The 16,246-nt window shown below is 58.0% G+C and carries 16 protein-coding genes; 3 read left to right on the top strand and 13 right to left on the bottom strand.

Annotation, left to right across the window (positions count from 1 at the left end):
• Positions 1-50 precede the first annotated feature (50 nt).
• The 6 genes from CKW24_RS16165 to CKW24_RS16130 all read right to left on the bottom strand — a co-directional run bounded on the left by CKW24_RS16165 (position 51) and on the right by CKW24_RS16130 (position 4,691).
• The gene (locus CKW24_RS16165) at positions 51-353 is read right to left on the bottom strand and encodes an XRE family transcriptional regulator (RefSeq protein ID WP_095169185.1); all 303 of its coding nucleotides are present in this window, start codon (positions 351-353) and stop codon (positions 51-53) included.
• The gene (locus CKW24_RS16160) at positions 350-706 is read right to left on the bottom strand and encodes a type II toxin-antitoxin system RelE/ParE family toxin (protein ID WP_095169184.1); all 357 of its coding nucleotides are present in this window, start codon (positions 704-706) and stop codon (positions 350-352) included. Before CKW24_RS16160 ends, CKW24_RS16165 begins: the two co-directional genes overlap by 4 nt.
• Before the next feature lie 497 nt (positions 707-1,203).
• Positions 1,204-2,196, bottom strand: a complete 993-nt coding sequence (locus CKW24_RS16150) for an HNH endonuclease (protein WP_095169182.1) — start codon at positions 2,194-2,196, stop codon at positions 1,204-1,206.
• A gap of 405 nt (positions 2,197-2,601) precedes the next feature.
• The gene (locus CKW24_RS16140) at positions 2,602-3,144 is read right to left on the bottom strand and encodes a histidine phosphatase family protein (RefSeq protein ID WP_095169181.1); all 543 of its coding nucleotides are present in this window, start codon (positions 3,142-3,144) and stop codon (positions 2,602-2,604) included.
• A gap of 68 nt (positions 3,145-3,212) precedes the next feature.
• Positions 3,213-4,268 (bottom strand): SDR family oxidoreductase, encoded by a 1,056-nt coding sequence (locus tag CKW24_RS16135; RefSeq protein WP_095169180.1) that lies wholly within the window; start codon positions 4,266-4,268, stop codon positions 3,213-3,215.
• Positions 4,269-4,271: 3 nt separating this feature from the next.
• A complete protein-coding gene (locus CKW24_RS16130; RefSeq protein WP_095169179.1) occupies positions 4,272-4,691 on the bottom strand; it encodes an ester cyclase in 420 nt (139 codons plus the stop codon).
• A gap of 116 nt (positions 4,692-4,807) precedes the next feature.
• On the opposite strand from CKW24_RS16130, the gene CKW24_RS16125 reads away from it, so the two are divergent.
• Positions 4,808-5,695 carry a LysR family transcriptional regulator gene (locus tag CKW24_RS16125; protein ID WP_095169178.1) on the top strand — a complete coding sequence of 296 codons (888 nt, stop codon included), beginning with the start codon at positions 4,808-4,810 and terminating at the stop codon, positions 5,693-5,695.
• Between the two features lie 84 nt (positions 5,696-5,779).
• On the opposite strand, the gene CKW24_RS16115 is transcribed toward CKW24_RS16125, so the two are convergent.
• From CKW24_RS16115 to CKW24_RS16090, 6 genes are all read right to left on the bottom strand, one after another.
• Positions 5,780-6,808, bottom strand: a complete 1,029-nt coding sequence (locus CKW24_RS16115) for a LacI family DNA-binding transcriptional regulator (protein WP_095169176.1) — start codon at positions 6,806-6,808, stop codon at positions 5,780-5,782.
• Positions 6,809-6,883: 75 nt separating this feature from the next.
• Positions 6,884-8,383, bottom strand: a complete 1,500-nt coding sequence (locus tag CKW24_RS16110; protein WP_095169175.1) for a sucrose-6-phosphate hydrolase — start codon at positions 8,381-8,383, stop codon at positions 6,884-6,886.
• The gene (locus CKW24_RS16105) at positions 8,380-9,525 is read right to left on the bottom strand and encodes an ABC transporter ATP-binding protein (RefSeq protein WP_095169174.1); all 1,146 of its coding nucleotides are present in this window, start codon (positions 9,523-9,525) and stop codon (positions 8,380-8,382) included. Before CKW24_RS16105 ends, CKW24_RS16110 begins: the two co-directional genes overlap by 4 nt.
• A 27-nt stretch (positions 9,526-9,552) precedes the next feature.
• Positions 9,553-10,395 (bottom strand): carbohydrate ABC transporter permease, encoded by an 843-nt coding sequence (locus CKW24_RS16100; protein ID WP_095169173.1) that lies wholly within the window; start codon positions 10,393-10,395, stop codon positions 9,553-9,555.
• Positions 10,392-11,354: a carbohydrate ABC transporter permease gene (locus CKW24_RS16095; RefSeq protein ID WP_095169172.1), complete on the bottom strand. Its 963-nt coding sequence runs from the start codon at positions 11,352-11,354 to the stop codon at positions 10,392-10,394. Before CKW24_RS16095 ends, CKW24_RS16100 begins: the two co-directional genes overlap by 4 nt.
• A 20-nt stretch (positions 11,355-11,374) precedes the next feature.
• Positions 11,375-12,649 (bottom strand): ABC transporter substrate-binding protein, encoded by a 1,275-nt coding sequence (locus CKW24_RS16090; RefSeq protein ID WP_095169171.1) that lies wholly within the window; start codon positions 12,647-12,649, stop codon positions 11,375-11,377.
• Between the two features lie 169 nt (positions 12,650-12,818).
• Here CKW24_RS16090 and CKW24_RS16085 point away from each other — a divergent pair, with 169 nt between their 5' ends.
• Both CKW24_RS16085 and CKW24_RS16080 read left to right on the top strand, forming a co-directional pair.
• Positions 12,819-14,384, top strand: a complete 1,566-nt coding sequence (locus tag CKW24_RS16085) for a carbohydrate porin (protein WP_095169170.1) — start codon at positions 12,819-12,821, stop codon at positions 14,382-14,384.
• 104 nt (positions 14,385-14,488) lie between these two features.
• Complete coding sequence (locus CKW24_RS16080) at positions 14,489-15,406, top strand: carbohydrate kinase (RefSeq protein ID WP_095169169.1); 918 nt, start codon at positions 14,489-14,491, stop codon at positions 15,404-15,406.
• Positions 15,407-15,422: 16 nt separating this feature from the next.
• On the opposite strand, the gene CKW24_RS16075 is transcribed toward CKW24_RS16080, so the two are convergent.
• Positions 15,423-16,246 (bottom strand): dipeptide ABC transporter ATP-binding protein (locus tag CKW24_RS16075; protein WP_095169168.1); only part of this gene is annotated, 824 nt, incomplete at its 5' end.

The following is a 16,246-nucleotide window of genomic DNA, read 5'->3' as shown; positions in this document are numbered from 1 at the left end:
GGAATGAAAAAGCCCAGCGGGGTTGGTCTTAATCGGATTGGATCGCGAGGCTATGGGTGGGCTGCTTCGTGCTCAGGCACTAGTCGCACCTCTACGCGCTGTCCAAGTGCTCGGGCAGCGCTCGACAGGGTTGCCAGCGTCATTCCTGGATCATTTTGGTCGAGTGCACGGTCCACAGCAGTTCGGCTGGTGTGCATGCGTGCAGCCAGGGCTTTCTTTGTTACCTTCTGGCTCTTCATGGCTTCAGCGATCTGCCAAGAGATGACGCGCTTGAGGGCAGCAGCAGACACTTCCTCTGCGAGACCTTGTTCTGCAAGAAAGTCGTCGAAATCGGAGCCGATGTGCTGGTTCATTGCTTGTTCCTCTCTAGTATCGCTTTGCGCTGTCTGGCGGTTTCCAGGTCAGACGCTGGTGTTTTTTGGCTCTTCTTGATGAAACCGTGAAGCAGAACCATGATGTTTCCGTCTACGGTGAAGAGCACGCGAGCTATGGTGTCGATCAGGGTTACCCTGACTTCCCACAGGCCTTTTTCGAGCTTTCTAACAACCGGCATTCCGATTGGCCATCCGTATTGAACGGTTTTGATTTCAGTTCCAATCATTCGCTTGTGATCGCGATGGATTTCGGTCAGCCATTCGCGCACCGGTTCGTTACCCGCTTCCGTGCGAAAAAAACTGACGTTCAGTGTTGGTGGCTTTTCGCTCATGCGGTGAGTGTACCAAAAATGGTGCTTTGTTCAACCTGGAGTTGAATGCGGAGATGAATGCGGTGATTAATTCGGCGGCGAATTCGGCTAGTGATGCGTGAAAAAGCCCGGCGGGCCCGGCTACTCGTGGATTGCTGCAGACTGCGGATCAAGAATCTCAAGTAGCATCCTGTCATGCTCAGCGCGTATTGCCCTGTAGAACATGCATCGATCTAGAAGGATCCTTTTCATGCTCCGGGCAGAGGCAAGGTGCCTGGGCTCAACAGAGATCGTCGCGGTCTTGCCGCTCCGACTGTCGGTCACTTCCAGGTGGTATCGCCCAATCAAGCCGTCATCTCGCTTTGTGTGGCCTAGGCATTTGAAGGTGAAGTTGGTGTCTACCATATGCTCTCCAGCTTGTGCGAGTGTAGAGTTGTTAGCCGTGCAAACCCTTGTTACCTATACGTAATATTGGAAGTCTTGCGGTTAAATAGCTGGCATTTTGGCTGATATTATATTTAGTGACGAAAAGATCGTTCGACCCTTTTGAATGCTGCTGCAACCTTATCGGCCCACCCTTCAGGCAACTCAATAATAAAAATTAGCTCATATGTCCCCGAAGTGGGGCGAGAAGCTATCATGTCGGTTAAGAATTTAGGTATTTTGGCCGTTTGTTCAATGACCGAACCGGCTACGCCAATGTATAGGTCTCGAACGGTCGAGAAGTCTTCATCTACACTTGTAAAACAAACGGACTCTTCCCAAAGTAAAGTGTTAGCGCAAAGCTCTCCGTAGAGTCTGCATATTCTGACGATATCTACGTCGCTTCCTGCAATACCGGGCTCTCCCCAGGTTTTCATTAGTTCATTATTGGTTAGCTTGCGAAAGGCCTCTACGATTAGTTGAATTTCTTCAGATTTGTCACTGAGCCATAAAAGTGACTCATCTTTATGTACGCGCTGGGTGGGCTTTGTGTATAGCCCACCCTTTAATGCCTCCCATCGCTGCAATGAAGGGGCTATTTCAAATCGTAAAACTTCGGCTGTGAGTAAGTATTCCCAATATGGGTCTTTATCGATGATTAGGCGTTCGGCCAAATAACTCAACCTACCAAATTCTTCAAGGTGGCGCTTTTCGTACCTATGCCTAACCTCTGCTGCGGCTTTACCAACCTCGTCAGCAATAAGCTTTTCATGCTCGCGCTGCCATTCAAATAGTAGGCCTGACGGATACCTACTTGGGTCGTCATCAATTTTTTTGTGGCAGTTCCCACATAACCATATGGCATTTGTAATAGCGCTTCGTTCAGAGGACGCCATTTTTTCGTCATACCTCGCTGAACCGGGGTTAGCTCCATATATATGTGCGGCTTCACCCAAGTTGACAGAGCCGGTGGGTTCGCTAGTAGGGCCACTTGTGAGGGCGCCGCATCCAGGATTGGCACATCGATTTCCTGCTCTCTTGGCCAATACTGTAATGACCGATTGCTTGAAGCGATCGTCTGTGCGCATGACGTTCCTTGACGAGTAATAAATACCTGGAAAACTAGGTTAGCTGTTTTTGACCGAAATCCAACCAAGAAATCCCCAACTCAGCCCCGCGCTGGGCTTTTTGCATCCGGCCCGGGGTTGCAGTCAGCGCTATTGGCAGGGTTGGGAGTCGCCTGTTTGAATGTGTCGGCTATTCCGGTTGGGGCAGGGGTATGTCGATCGGCACAGCACTTACCGGAATTGCCGGATGTCGAGTTCAGTCTGTTACCTGCTCGTCCTGGTGAGTCTTGCTTTGTAAGTGCCGTGCGGGAAATGCTTGCGAGCCCATTTAGTTAAATGCCTGCGAATCCAGCACTGTTCTGGACCAGGCCCGTGTGGAAGGGGGCGGGGTTCGGCAGGCACTTACGCTCGATCAACTAGCGCTACTTACACACCAACATGCCGGTACACCGCTGCGCTCCAATACTGGCTACCGTTACGCGTATGGCGAACCCAACCATCTTTCACCAGTTGTTTGGCGATCATTCGGTTCATGAAGCCATGACCGAGCAGCAGGACGGATCCTTCGCCAGTAAGACACTGCAATAGTTCAGCGGCTTTGCTGGCCCGCAGCCTCGCAGTGTTAGCCGATTCGACGCTGCCTGAGTAGCCACAAAGCCATAAGATTCGAAGGATAAATGCCCAGGTAAAGGGCGAGAGCCGTGGTCGTTTCCAATGACCAAAAGGTAGTTGGGCTTCGCAGAAAACGGCGTCGACCAGTACCGGTTTCAGCCCGAGCGCTTGCACGGAGCTACGCGCACGAGGCGCCGTGCTTGAAGCAATCACCGTAGCGGATGCAGCGAGTCGTTGACTGGCATCCGGAACCGGCTGCTGGGTGATTTCGGATCGGTTGTAGTGTTCGATCCAGTCTTGCATCTCGAGTGCTGAGACTTTATCGACGTTTGCCAGTTGTGGCTGGCCATGTCGCATCAGAATTATTTCCCTGTTCACAGTGAATTTACTTCCTTGTCTGGTGCGCTTTGAAAGTTACTTTTCGACTATGTCGAACGAGCGTTTTTGTTCGAGGTCCGCGCATTGTGTTTTTCAAACCAGCCGTGATCGCGGTACCACGCTACGGTGTCAGTGATTGTCAGCTCTAGCGACCGGAAACTGAGGCCAAGTTCTTGTTCGCTCTTGCTGTGATTGAAGTGGGTGCGGTACTCCTCTCGTATCATCAGGCGTAAGGTGGCCATGCTCAACAGTATGGGCTTGCCGGTAAGACGCGCATAGATCTCCTGCACAGCCGCCAAGGTGTATAGAAGCACGAGCGGTAGTTCGCGCGAGGGTGTTTTGACCCCCGCTATACGGCCCAGGATAGGTACCAACTGGCGCATCGTCATGTGCCGGCCTGCCGCGAGATAGCGCTGGCCGCGCCGCCCATGTTCGGCGGCGGCTATCAGCGCCCGAGCGACATCACGTGCATCGACCACTGAGACGCTACCGGGGATCAATCCGGGCAATTTGCCGTTCACGACATCCTGTACCAACTGTCCCGAGGAGGTCGGACCGATGTCGGCGGGGCCCCACATCCAACCAGGCAGCACCATGCAGGCATGCATATCAGGATGTGCTTCCAGGAACGATAAGATGACTTGGTCGGCGAGTATCTTGCTGCGGTAGTAGTCGTCTGCGTCGGCGTCGGCGCGCAGACACGTCTCATCGATGGAGGTGCCAGGCGCACCGTCGAGCACGGCAATCGAAGAGGTGTGGATAAACTGTCGTATACCGGCGCGGTAGGCCTGATCAATCAGGTCCTGCGTACCAATGACATTGACCTTTTCCAGTTCTTTCCAGTGGCTGCCGCCCTTGTAGTTGTCGCGAAAAAAGGCCGCGGTATGAAACACCACATTGCAACCTTGCAACGATGGTGCGAATGCGCTGACGTCGGCCATGTCCCCAACGACCAGTTCCACCTTCGGCAGTTTGTTGAACTGCTGTTCACCTTTGGCTCTGGAGCGGACCAGGGCTTTGACGGAGTAGCCACGAGCGATCAGTTCTCGTACCAGATTGTTGCCCAGCAAGCCGGTTGCGCCAGTAACAAATGCGTTGCGCATGGATTAACTCTCCCCCTGTTGGGCTAACGGCATCAACACAGCACTGTCGAAGAACGCCTCCTCACGGATCACCAGCCCATCCTTGAAGGTGAAATGCGCAGCATAGTGGAGGGTGATAGGCCGTCCGTGGGGGGCAATCACCCGGCCAGGCAGCACCAGCGGGGCGGTAAAGGTGCCGCTCAGCAAGGCCGTCAACGCCAAACGATCGTCCGCGACCATGAATGGGGTGAGAGTCACTTGCGCATCGGGCAGTGCGTCGAAAATCGCGGTCTCGCGTTTGCGCATGGATTGGCGACCGACTTGAATCCCCATGCTATCGAGGTAGATAAAGTCTTCATGCACCAGTGCAAGCATTGTCTCTACATCGCGGCGATTGAAGGCTGCCGCGGCGCGTTGCGCATAGTCGTTGGGGCCAGTAGTCATACAGTCCATTCCCGTTGTTTCAAAGGCCAGTAGATATACCGTTGAGATCTCTCCTGAAAAACAACCACTACGGCATAATGGATTTGCATATCTGCAAACCAAGGAAGGAAGAGCGCATGGCGGTGCAAGCAAATTGGGATGATCTGCGGCTGTTGTTGGCAGTCTCGCGGCGTGGCAGCTTTCTTCAAGCGGGCCAGTTGCTAGGTATCGCGGCGTCTACCCTGTCTCGTCGCCTGAGCCAACTTGAGGCGGCTCTGGGCGAGCCACTCCTCGAACGTGGTGTCGAGGGATGTCGGTTGACCTCGCGGGGTTTATCTCTGGTGGATGTCGCACTCGCTGCGGAGGCAGGCCTGAGGCGTCAAGCAGTGGCTGATTTGTCCGGTGTGCAGACCGAGCTATCTGGCAGTGTTCTGGTCAGTGCGGGAGAGGGGTTCTCTTCTCGGGTATTGGAGGCTGCGCGTCGTTTCACCACTGCGCATCCGCTTTGCTCGGTAGAGTTGCTGGTCTCAGCCGACTTTCACAAGATTGTCCGCGGTGTGGCCGACATTGCTGTACGCACGGTACATCTGGGCGAGCCATCGTTGATTTATCGACCCATAGGCAAGCTTGCCTATGGCATCTTCGCTGCTGCAGGGTACCTGAAGCGCTTTCCTGAGTTGACCCCGGCCACAGCAGGCAATATCGCCTTGCTTCCTCCTCAAGACATGTTGCCGCAAATGCGTGCAGCAAAGGCGGCGGGTTTGGAACGTACGCAGATCAGCGTGAGTTCATTCGCCGTGCAACTCGAGTCGGTGAGAGAGGGATTGGGAGTCGCCGTGCTGCCTCGAGTCCTGGCGAAAGACTTGATTGAGTTATTTGCGGATATCGATCTACCCGATATGGACGTCTACCTGGTGACCCGCCCTCAGGCATTGAAGCAGCCCCACATCAAATGCTTCTTCGCTATCTTGGAGCAGGTACTGCTCGAAGCCCTGTGCGTTGAAAGCGACCCAGTGCGACTCTGAAGTCGCCGGGTGTTTTCCCGCGACAGCCCCGAGTCACGGTCACCCAGATAACCATTGATCATGCCGAGAATCCCAGTCGCCAACTCATGCTTTTCCAGCAGGGGAGGGAAGTTGAGTTTCCTGGAGAGATGACCTGACCACCAATGGACAATCAACCGGCTGGGTTCCCGATACCTCAAGGGTCTCGATCAGGTGCCGGGCAGCCTGGCGACCGATCTCGTAGTAGGGCAGTTGCACCGTGGTCAGGGGCGGGATGAACAGCTCGGCGATACCGATCATGTTGTCGTAGCCGAGCACGGCGACATCGTCGGGGATTTTCAGGCCGCGGCCGAACAACAACTGATAGGCACAAAAGGCAATACGGTCGTTGCCACAGATCAGAATGTCGAATTGCGGGCGACCGTCGAGGATGTGCCGGTCGAGGATGGCTGCGGTTTCACCATAGGCGTCATGATCGGAAAGGTCGTATTGCAGGAGTGAGTCAGGCGCCAGGCCGAATGCCTGACAGGCACGCTGCAGGCCTTTCTGTCGCAGGCCCCAGGCCAGGCTTTGCTTGGGCAGATTGATACACAGCGGGCGCCGATAGCCCTGGCTCAACGCATGGTGTACGGCTCGATACTGGCCTGATTCGTCGTCCGGCACATAACTCACCAGGTGGCTGTCATCTGCCAGGCAATTGGCGAGTACCAGGGGTTTGCTCTTCAAACGCTCCGGAATGCTCACCTGGCGAAAGCCCATGGCGCTGAAGATCAAGCCGTCGGGACGGTGCGACAACATCAGGTCGATGTTCTGGTCGGTGGGCGGGTTGCTCAACAGGTTGAGGATAAAGACGTTCCAGCCGGCTTGCTGTGCGGTCTGTTCGATGGACAGCAGCAACTCGACCGCAAACGGTGTGGTCGCGGTGTCCAGCGCGAACACACCAATGGTTCGCGACTGCAGATTGTCACCGCGCATTCTGCGCGCCGACAAACTCGGCACGAATTGCAGTTGATCAATCGCCTGGCGCACCCGCTGCAGGGTTTCGGGGCTCAACTTTTCCGGATTATTGAGCGCTCGAGAAACCGTCATCAGGGACACGCCGGCCAGCTGTGCAACGTCTTTCACTGAAGTCATGCGAGGCGAAACCTGTCAGGTTGACGCGCGATCATGCCACAGGGCCCGCGCTTCTCGCGACTCCAATGACGCGGCTCATAACCAGCCCGAGGCAAGAGGCCAAGCGTTGGGGATGGAGACGCGCCCGCCACTGCCACTGGCAAGCAGCTTCACGCCCAGACTGTCTGGCCGCGGATAAAGGCGACTGCTGAGGGTGAATTGACCGTTTTCGTCGAACACCTCGATGGACGAGCGATCGAGGAACACATGCAGTTCCAGGTGCTCTTGTGCCGGGTCTATCGCCACGTTGCGCTGCCCGCTGACTTGCGCACCCGAGCGGCTGCGGTCAAGCACCAGACGATGCAGGGCCGCATCGTAGTACAGCAGCGTTTCCTCCTGGCCGTCCTCACTGCAACGCAAGGCGACTCCCACCTGCCCGGTGCAGCCGAGCAGATCCAGATGCACATGGATTTCGAGCATGTCACCCTTCACTTCCGGCACCCAGCGGGTTCCCGATTCATCCCACCACGGCGTGCCCGGCAATGGCGCTTGGCGCAGAGCGGTGAGTTCCCGTGCCGGATACATGTACAGGCGATCGGCACACAGTTCCAGCTCGCGCGGCAAACCGAGCATGCCGCACCAGTGATGGGCCTGGCTCGGCATCGGGCTTTCCCACATGTCGAGCCACGCCCACACCAGGCGCCGACCGTCGGCGGCAAGTAGGGTTTGTGCGGCATAGAAATCATGGCCGTGATCCAGCTCGATAAACGGCCCGCCCGTGAAGTGCCATTCGCTGTCGAGTCGGCCCACTCGATAACCGGTCTGGTACTTATTGAGCCGTTCGTAGCCCTGGGGATGCATGCCTTGCGGGGAGTACAGCAGCACATCGCGTCCGTTCAGGCGGAACAGATCCGGGCACTCCCACATATAACCATCACCCTCGCTGCCGCTGGACACATAGTCGAGGAACTCCCAGGTATGCAGGTCCGTGGAACGGTACAGCGGGAGCAACGGCACATTGCCCAGGCGGGCGCCGGCAATCAGGTACCAGCAGTCATTCTCCTGCCAGACCTTGGGGTCGCGAAAGTGCATGATATCTTCTTGCGGCGCGCTCTCGATGACGACGCCATGCTTGACGAACCGGTTGCCGTCGCTGCTGGTGGCCAGGCACTGGACTTGACGGATGCAACGCTCGTCACCGACTTCCCCAAGCCAGGTATGCCCGGTGTAGATCAGCGCCAGGGTATCGCCGCAGACTACCGCGCTCCCGGAAAAACAACCGTCTCGGTCGAACTCATCGCCGGGCGCCAATGCAATGGGCAGATGCTGCCAATGGACCAGGTCGGCACTCTTTGCATGCCCCCAATACATCGGGCCCCATTTCGCTTCGAAGGGGTAGTGCTGATAGAACACGTGATATTCGCCACGAAAGTACACCACCCCGTTAGGGTCGTTCATCCAGCCCACAGGGGGGGCAATGTGATACCCGGGTCGATAATCGTGGATGACGCGAGACAGGCCGTCACGCAGCGCATGCTGCGCAAGCTCGAGGGCGCCAGGCATGGGAGCGTTCATGGGATTCAAGGACTCAGTCATAGGGCGCCTGCTCGTGCCGAGCGCAACGGGACGCCATCCGATGGGGTTTCAATCGTCTGTGGGTAGCGCTTCAAGGCGCTGCCGTCGGCGTCGAACAGGTGCAGATGGGCGACCTCCAGTCGCAGCTCGACCCGATCGCCGACCTGCCATCCGGCGCTGACCTCGCAACGACAGACCAGCGGTTCGTCCTGCGCTGTCTTGAGGTGCACATAGGTTTCGCTGCCCAGGTATTCAACCCCGGTCACGGCGATGCCGCTGCTGCCCGTGGCTGCCTTGAGTGACATGTGCTCCGGGCGAATCCCCAGGCTCAGCGGCGTGCCCGGCGCCAGGTTTGAGCTGTCGAAGGGCAGGGACGTGGCGCCCCAGATACCGGTATCGACCTGGCTGTGTTCACCGGGTGCCTGCAGGAGCGCGGGCAGGAAATTCATCGTGGGCGAACCCAGGAAGCCGGCGACAAAGCGGCTGGCCGGGCGCTCGTAGAGTTCGCGCGGTGAACCGACCTGTTCGACGCGACCCCCATTGAGCACGACAATTTTGTCGGCCAGGGTCATCGCTTCAACCTGATCGTGGGTCACATAGATCATGGTCGAGCCCAGCCGATCATGCAGCCGGGCGATTTCGTTGCGCATCTGTACGCGCAAGGATGCATCCAGATTGGAGAGCGGCTCATCGAACAACAGAATGTCCGGTTCCCGCGCCATGGCCCTGCCCATGGCCACACGCTGGCGTTGTCCTCCAGACAGTTCCCTTGGCTTGCGTTGCAGCAGTTTGTCCAATTGCAGGATCTGCGCGGTTTTCAGCACGCGTTCGCGCAGGCTGCTCTTTTCCGTCTTGGCCAATTTGAGACCAAAACTGATGTTGTCGTAGACGCTCATGTGCGGGTACAGCGCATACGACTGAAACACCATGCCGACCCCACGTTCGCGTGGCTCCAGGTCGTTGGCTCGCTGCCCATCGATCAGCAGGTCGCCGCCGCAGATCGAATCCAGTCCGGCGATCAGTCGCAGCAGGGTCGACTTGCCGCAGCCCGAAGGACCGACGAACACCACGAATTCACCCGCCGCGATTTCGAGGCTGACGTCGCGCAGAATCCGCGCGCCGCCCAATTGTTTGTTGACGTTGTCTAGTTTCAGTTTGATCACGATGCTGTTCCTTGTCTTTGTTGGGCATCAACCCTTTAACGCGCCGGCAGTGAGACCGGAAACGATTCGGCGCTGGAAGATCAACACCAGAATCACCAGTGGGACGGTGACTATCACCGAGGCCGCCATCAACAACCCCCAAGGCAACTCGTGGGGGCTGCCGCCGGAAATCAAGGCGATGGCGACCGGCACTGTGCGTTGCGTGTCGGTGAGGGTGAAGGTCAGGGCAAACAGGAACTCGTTCCACGCGGCAATGAACGCCAATAAGCCAGTGGTAACCAGTGCGGGCCAGAGCAGCGGCAACAGCACTCGGGTCAGCGTGACCCAGGGGGACGCGCCGTCCATGATTGCCGCTTCCTCCAGTTCATGGGGCAGTTGTCCCATGAACGTGGTCAGCACCCAGACAGTGAAGGGCAGGGTGAAAATCGTGTAGCTCAGGATCAACGCCCAGGACGTGTTGTACAGGCCCAGCGCGCGGATCACCTCGAACAGCCCTGACAGCACCGCGACCTGGGGAAACATCGACACCCCCAGGACCAGCATCAACACCGTGCCACGGCCACGGAACTTGACCCGGCCCAAGGCGTAGGCGGCGGTCAGGCTGAGGAATAGCGCCAGCGCCACCACGCACAGGGCAACCACCAGCGAATTGCCGATGGCCTGCAGGAATGAGGCTTGATGCAGGACCGCCGAATAATTGGAGAAGTCGGGGTTCTTGATCCAGTAGCTCACCTCGAACAAGGCGCTGGACGGCTTCAGCGACGTCACGATGGCGTAGTAGAAAGGGAAGACCGCATACAGCAGCAATATCCCGATCAGACACCAGAACCCGAGGCGCAACAGGGCTTTTTTCAGTAGACGCGGGCTCATGCGCGCACCTCCAATTGACGACGTCCGAGGTACAGGTAAAGCAGGGCGATGACCGCAACCACCAGGAACAGCAGCGTCGAAGCCGCGCTGCCGTAGCCAACGTCCTGGAACTCCACCAGATGCTGGCGGGCGTAGACCGACATGCTCATGGTGCTCGATGAGTTCGAGGTCAGCACATAGATAACGTCGAACACCCGCAGCGAATCGAGGATGCGGAAGATCGCCGCCACCAGCAGCGCGGGCATCAGCAGCGGCAGCGTGACACGCCAGAACACCTTCAGCGGGTGAATGCCATCGACCCTGGCAGCCTCGTAGCAATCGCTCGGCAACATCTGCAAGGCCGCCAGCATCAGCAGCGTGACAAAAGGCACGGTCTTCCAGACATCGACGATGATCACCGCCCACATCGACAGATCCGCATCGGCCGTCCAGGCCAGGGGCGCGTCAATCAGGCCGAGGCTGAGCATCATGTGATTGATGATGCCGAACTGGTCGTTGAGCATCCACGACCAGATTTTCGCCGAGACAATGGTCGGAATCGCCCAGGGAATCAGAATCAACGCACGCACCATTGAGCGTCCGGTGAACTTGATGTTGAGCAGCAACGCCACCAGCAGTCCCAGGACGATTTCCAGGCCCACCGACACCACGGTGAAATGCAAGGTGTTACGCACCGCGTTCCACCATTGAGGATCGACCAGGATGCCCGACCAGGACGAACCGTTGTGGAACAGGTAATTGCTCAAGCCAACGAAGGATCCGCCATCGGTGTCCGCCAGGTTGGCGTCGGTCAGGCTGAACCAGAATGTGCGCAGCAGTGGCCAGGCTGCCACCAGGGCCAGACACAGCAGCATGGGTGTCAGGAACAACCAGGCGGCGCGCACTCGGCGACGTTGTACGGGCGTTTCCCGGGTGAGCAGGAGCTCGTCACCGGGGGCGTGGGTAGCAGAGACAGACATGCTGATTTCCTTCCTTTGACTTACCAGTTCCGGCGTTTGATGCGCGTGAGTTCGCTTTCCAGGTCGACCAGCGCCTGATCGACAGGCAACTCGTCCGCCAGTACGCCATGTACTCGATCGAAGAACGCATTGGAGACTCGTGGATAGCGATCGGCAGTGATCGAGGCGGGGCGCATCACTCCAGCGTTGAGAATGCTGTGCAGCTGGCTGTAGTAAGGCATTGCCGCGAGCAATTCAGGGTCTTGGTAGAGCGACTCGATAACCGGGTTATAGGCGCCGATCAGCGCACGACGTTTTTGTTCTTGCGCACTGCTCAGGTAGCTCACCAGCTCGGCGGCAAGTTTTGGCTGGGCGCTGTACCGCGACACCGCCAGGCCCCAACCACCGAGGGTCGATGCATGGCTGCCAGCGTCGCCGCCGCGGGGCAGGGGAGCGACGCCAACCTTGTCTTTTACTGCGCTGTCCTGGCTTTGTACCAAGGCCCAGACATACGGCCAGTTACGCATGAACAGCGCATTGCCCGACTGGAATACGCCGCGACCTTCTTCCTCGGTGTAATTGAGCACGCCCCGTGGGGAGATGTCGCCGACCCAGCTTTTGGCCAGGGTCAACGCCGTTCTCGAGGCCTGGCTGTTGACCACGATATCGCCTCGTGAATTGACCAGCCCGCCTTCCGGATGGCTGCTGATCCACTCCAGCGCATTGCAGGTCAGGCCTTCGTAGGCACGCCCTTGGAAGATGTAACCCCAGGCATTGGGATTCCCGGCCGTGCGCTCTGCCTGCTGGACACTCCTGGCGGTCGCGGTCATTTCCTCCCACGTCTGGGGAACCGGCAGGTGGTACTTCTCGAGCAAGTCCTTGCGGTAATACAGCAGGCCCGAGTCGGTGAACCACGGCATCGTCACCAGCCGTCCGTTCACCGTGGCGTTATCCACCTGTGCCTGGAAATAGCCTTGGGTGGCGTTGGCTGCAAGCACCTCGCGCAGATCCATCAGGTGTTTGGCCAACATCCCTGGCCAGACCATATCGATTTGAATGATGTCGATGTCGGCGGACTGCGCACTGAGGATCTGCTGGTAGAACGACAACCTTTCGGTTGCCGAATTAGGCGTAGAAACCACCTCGACGTGGTGACCGGTCTGTTTTGACCACGCCTCGACAGCCTCCTTGCACAGTTGCAACTCCGCACCCACCGCACCGCAGGAGATCGTCAGATCGGCTGCGTTCGAGAGGGATGGAAGCCCGGCACAGAGGGTGAACAGTGCTGCTGGAAAGATCGATTTGAGCAGTTTCATAAAGGCCCCTTTATTTTTGTTTTTATAAAAGTTAACGTTAACATCGCCAAATGTAACAGCGAATTTGCGATGAGGCATCTTTTTTTTCGTGGTTTTTGACAAATCACCCTTCGCGAAAAAGAGCCCAGTCACGGCAGCAACGACAATAAAAACAACACAGGAAATCGACATGCAGAAAGCATCAAGCTGGCTACTCGCAGGTGTGCTTGGCACCTCGGCGGCAACCTCCCAGGCCGCGACATTGGAACAACGCATGGCCGCGTTTGAAGCCCGTGCCAGTGCCGCGGAAAAACGCGCTGCCGCTGCCGAGCAGCAAACCCAGGCACTTGCCAGGGAATTGCAACAGCTCAAGCTTGCCACTCCCGCCTTGCAGCCAGCAGCGTCGACGGCTGCAGCCAGTTCGGCGCCGGCCCTGGATACCCGTGTGGCAAAACTCGAAGCCCGTCAGCAAAGCCTGGAAAAGCAGGGCAGCAGCGGACACCTCACCGACGGCTTCAGCTTCAAGGGCTATGCCCGTTCCGGATTGCTGGTCAACGATGGGCTCGGTGGTGGTCGCGGCGGTCCCTACACAACCCCGGCCGGTTCAGTCGGTGGTGCCGTCGGACGACTTGGCAACGAAGACGACACGTACATGCGCATAGACCTGTCGAAAGAGACCTATGCGCAAAACGGCACCCGGGCCAAATTCACCGTGTCCATCGCCGACGGTGTGGAGAGTTCCAATGACTGGACGGCCGACGAGAGCAACCTCAACGTGCGTCAGGTGTTCACCGAACTCGATCATCTCGCCGCCTTCAAGGGCAACTCAGTGTTCGAGAACTCCACCTTGTGGGCAGGCAAACGATTCGACCGGGATAACTTCGATATCCACTGGCTGGACTCGGACGTGGTCTTCCTGGCCGGCACCGGCGGTGGCATCTACGATGTGCAGATGAACCAGGACTGGCGTTCGAATTACTCCCTGGTCGGGCGTAACTACGGCGATTTCAGTGAGGACGGTGTCGATGCCGATGTGGAAAGCTACATCCTGACCTCCAACCAGTTCTTCGACAGGGGGCAGTGGCAGTGGATGTTCAATGCCATTGGGGCAAAGAAAAACGACATTTCCATCCGCAGCAATGAAGCGGGTCTGTCGCCTGCGGATTCCGGTTTGCAGAGCATGCTGGCCAATCACCAGAAAGACTTTTTCGGCCGGCAAGGCTTCTTCAAGACGGCGCTGCTCTACGGGCAAGGCCTGGGGGCAGAGGTCAAGAATATCGGCTCGGATGGCGAACTGATCGACGACGCCCGCGCTCTGCGACTGGCGGTTTACGGTGAGACGCCAATCGCACAAGGCTGGCGCATCGGCCCCAGCCTGTTGGCCGAGCAAAGCAAGGACCGGTACGTCAAGGGTGACGATTACCGCTGGATGACCCTGAACGTACGGTTGGCCAATGAAATCAACCGCAACTTCGAGATGGCCTACGAAGTGAGCTGGCAAACCATGGACCTCGACCCCAAGGGCTACCTGCAACGGAATGCGGTCGACGGTGACTTCTGGAAGTTCACCATTGCCCCGACGTTCAAACCGGATGTTGGCGACCTGCTCACACGTCCAGAATTGCGCGTGTTCGCCAGTGTCATGGACTGGTCGTCGGACCTGGACAGCTACAGTACCGCTGACTCCTTCGGCAAGTCGGACTTCAATGCAGGTGGCGTATGGCAGTACGGCATCCAGATGGAAACCTGGTTTTAATATCTGAACCCGTCCGGCCAACAGCAAGGCATAGTGCGTCAGTGATTAACGGTCCAAGCTAGTTGGCCAGCAGTTACCTACAACACAGCATTGAGGAAATGAGCATGGGATTGCCTCGCGCAGTCGTATTTGGCGAAGCGCTGACCGACCTTGTCCAGGGCACTCCTGGACAGTGGCAGGGCTACCCGGGTGGTGCGCCCTGGAACGTGGCACGCGCGCTCAGTCGCTTGGGTGTTAGCTGCGCTTTTGCAGGTTCGGTGAGCATGGATTCACTGGGTGACGAGATCGTGGCGCAGTCGCAAGCGGCAGGGCTGGATAGGCGGTTTATCCAACGGGTAGACCGCACGCCTTTGGTCGCCATCGTTCCATCCAGCCGCCCCCCACAGTATTTTTTTGCGGGAGAGGCCGATCTGTTTTTTGATCCGCAGTTGATGCCTGAAGGATGGATTGACCAGGCGCAACTGTGTCATTTCAGTTGCATCAGCCTGGCGCGACAGCCACTGGCCGGCAGGCTGGTGAACATAGCTCAGCAGGCCAAGGCAGCGGGCAAGCGGATCAGTTTTGACCCAAACTGGCGCAATTTGATGGACAGCCATTATCGCGAGCAGACCTTCCCGACGATGACCGCCCTTGCCGACATGATCAAGCTCTCCGACGAAGACCTTCGGCATATCTATCCAGGACTGTCCGAACAACAGGCAATGGATGAGCTGCGTGCGCTCAATCCTCACGCGCAGATCCTGTTTACTCGAGGCGAGCACGGGATGATTCTCCACACCCCGGACAGCCAATTCGAGCAGCCGGCGATTGCCGTGAACGTGGCAGACACGGTGGGCGCAGGAGACGCGTGCATGGCCGGTTGGCTGGCGGCGCAGTTGCTGGGGATCTCCGACCTGCGCGCGCGCCTGCGATTTTCAGCGGCTTGCGCATCCATATCTTGCCGCCATGCCGGCGCCCATGCGCCAGCGCTGACGGATGTGCACAGTCTGCTGCAACTGCTCGACCGCAACGACTCAAGGTGAACAGTCTGTCGGCAAGCTAGGACGCGTTGAGTGGCAGAGCTACAGATACCCGTGCAGCAGTTTGTCGGGCCGCCCCCTCGAGAAATTGCTCGGCGTAATGACACGCTACCTGGCGGCTGTCGAGCAAACGCAAGGCCGGCTCTTCGGTACTACAACGCTCGGTGGCGTACGGGCAGCGCTTGTGGAAGGCGCAGCCGGACGGTGGGTTCAGCGGGTTGGGCAGTTCGCCGACGATCTTGATTTTCGGTTTGTCCGGGTCCGGGTGGATGGTCGGTGTGGCCGACAGCAGGGCCTGGGTGTAGGGGTGCAGGGGGCGGGTGTAGATGTCCTCTTTGGGGCCCATTTCCACTGGCCGGCCGAGGTACATCACCATCACGTGGTCGGCCACATGGCGCACCACCGCCAGGTTGTGGGAGATGAACACGTAGGCGGTGTTGAATTCCTGCTGCAGGTCCATGAACAGGTTCAGCACCTGGGCCTGGATCGACACGTCCAGCGCCGAGGTCGGTTCGTCCGCCACCAGCACTTTCGGTTGCAGCATCATTGCCCGGGCGAGGGCGATCCGCTGGCGCTGGCCACCGGAAAACATGTGCGGATAACGCTGGTAATGCTCGGGACGCAGGCCGACCTGCTTCATCATCGCCTGGACTTTGTCGCGCCGTTCGGCAGCGCTCAAGTTGGTGTTGATCAGCAGCGGCTCGGCCAATTGGTCGCCGATTTTCTGCCGCGGGTTGAGCGACGCGTACGGGCTCTGGAACACCATCTGCACGTCTTTGCGCAACTGCTTGCGCTCGGCCTTGTTGGCCCCGGTGACTTCCTGGCCGGCGATTTTCAACGAGC

Source organism: Pseudomonas sp. Irchel 3H3, from assembly GCF_900187635.1.
Lineage (GTDB): Bacteria > Pseudomonadota > Gammaproteobacteria > Pseudomonadales > Pseudomonadaceae > Aquipseudomonas.
Note: the sequence above shows the minus strand (reverse complement) of the source record. Positions and strands in the feature narration are given on the sequence as shown.

Coding starts and splice junctions, on each gene's coding strand:
- CKW24_RS16080 (WP_095169169.1), top strand. CDS start 14,489: ATGGGATTGCCTCGCGCAGTCGTATTTGGCGAAGCGCTGACCGACCTT.
- CKW24_RS16095 (WP_095169172.1), bottom strand. CDS start 11,354: ATGTCTGTCTCTGCTACCCACGCCCCCGGTGACGAGCTCCTGCTCACC.
- CKW24_RS16140 (WP_095169181.1), bottom strand. CDS start 3,144: ATGCGACATGGCCAGCCACAACTGGCAAACGTCGATAAAGTCTCAGCA.
- CKW24_RS16165 (WP_095169185.1), bottom strand. CDS start 353: ATGAACCAGCACATCGGCTCCGATTTCGACGACTTTCTTGCAGAACAA.
- CKW24_RS16100 (WP_095169173.1), bottom strand. CDS start 10,395: ATGAGCCCGCGTCTACTGAAAAAAGCCCTGTTGCGCCTCGGGTTCTGG.
- CKW24_RS16085 (WP_095169170.1), top strand. CDS start 12,819: ATGCAGAAAGCATCAAGCTGGCTACTCGCAGGTGTGCTTGGCACCTCG.
- CKW24_RS16125 (WP_095169178.1), top strand. CDS start 4,808: ATGGCGGTGCAAGCAAATTGGGATGATCTGCGGCTGTTGTTGGCAGTC.
- CKW24_RS16150 (WP_095169182.1), bottom strand. CDS start 2,196: ATGCGCACAGACGATCGCTTCAAGCAATCGGTCATTACAGTATTGGCC.
- CKW24_RS16135 (WP_095169180.1), bottom strand. CDS start 4,268: ATGCGCAACGCATTTGTTACTGGCGCAACCGGCTTGCTGGGCAACAAT.
- CKW24_RS16110 (WP_095169175.1), bottom strand. CDS start 8,383: ATGACTGAGTCCTTGAATCCCATGAACGCTCCCATGCCTGGCGCCCTC.
- CKW24_RS16115 (WP_095169176.1), bottom strand. CDS start 6,808: ATGACTTCAGTGAAAGACGTTGCACAGCTGGCCGGCGTGTCCCTGATG.
- CKW24_RS16130 (WP_095169179.1), bottom strand. CDS start 4,691: ATGACTACTGGCCCCAACGACTATGCGCAACGCGCCGCGGCAGCCTTC.
- CKW24_RS16160 (WP_095169184.1), bottom strand. CDS start 706: ATGAGCGAAAAGCCACCAACACTGAACGTCAGTTTTTTTCGCACGGAA.
- CKW24_RS16090 (WP_095169171.1), bottom strand. CDS start 12,649: ATGAAACTGCTCAAATCGATCTTTCCAGCAGCACTGTTCACCCTCTGT.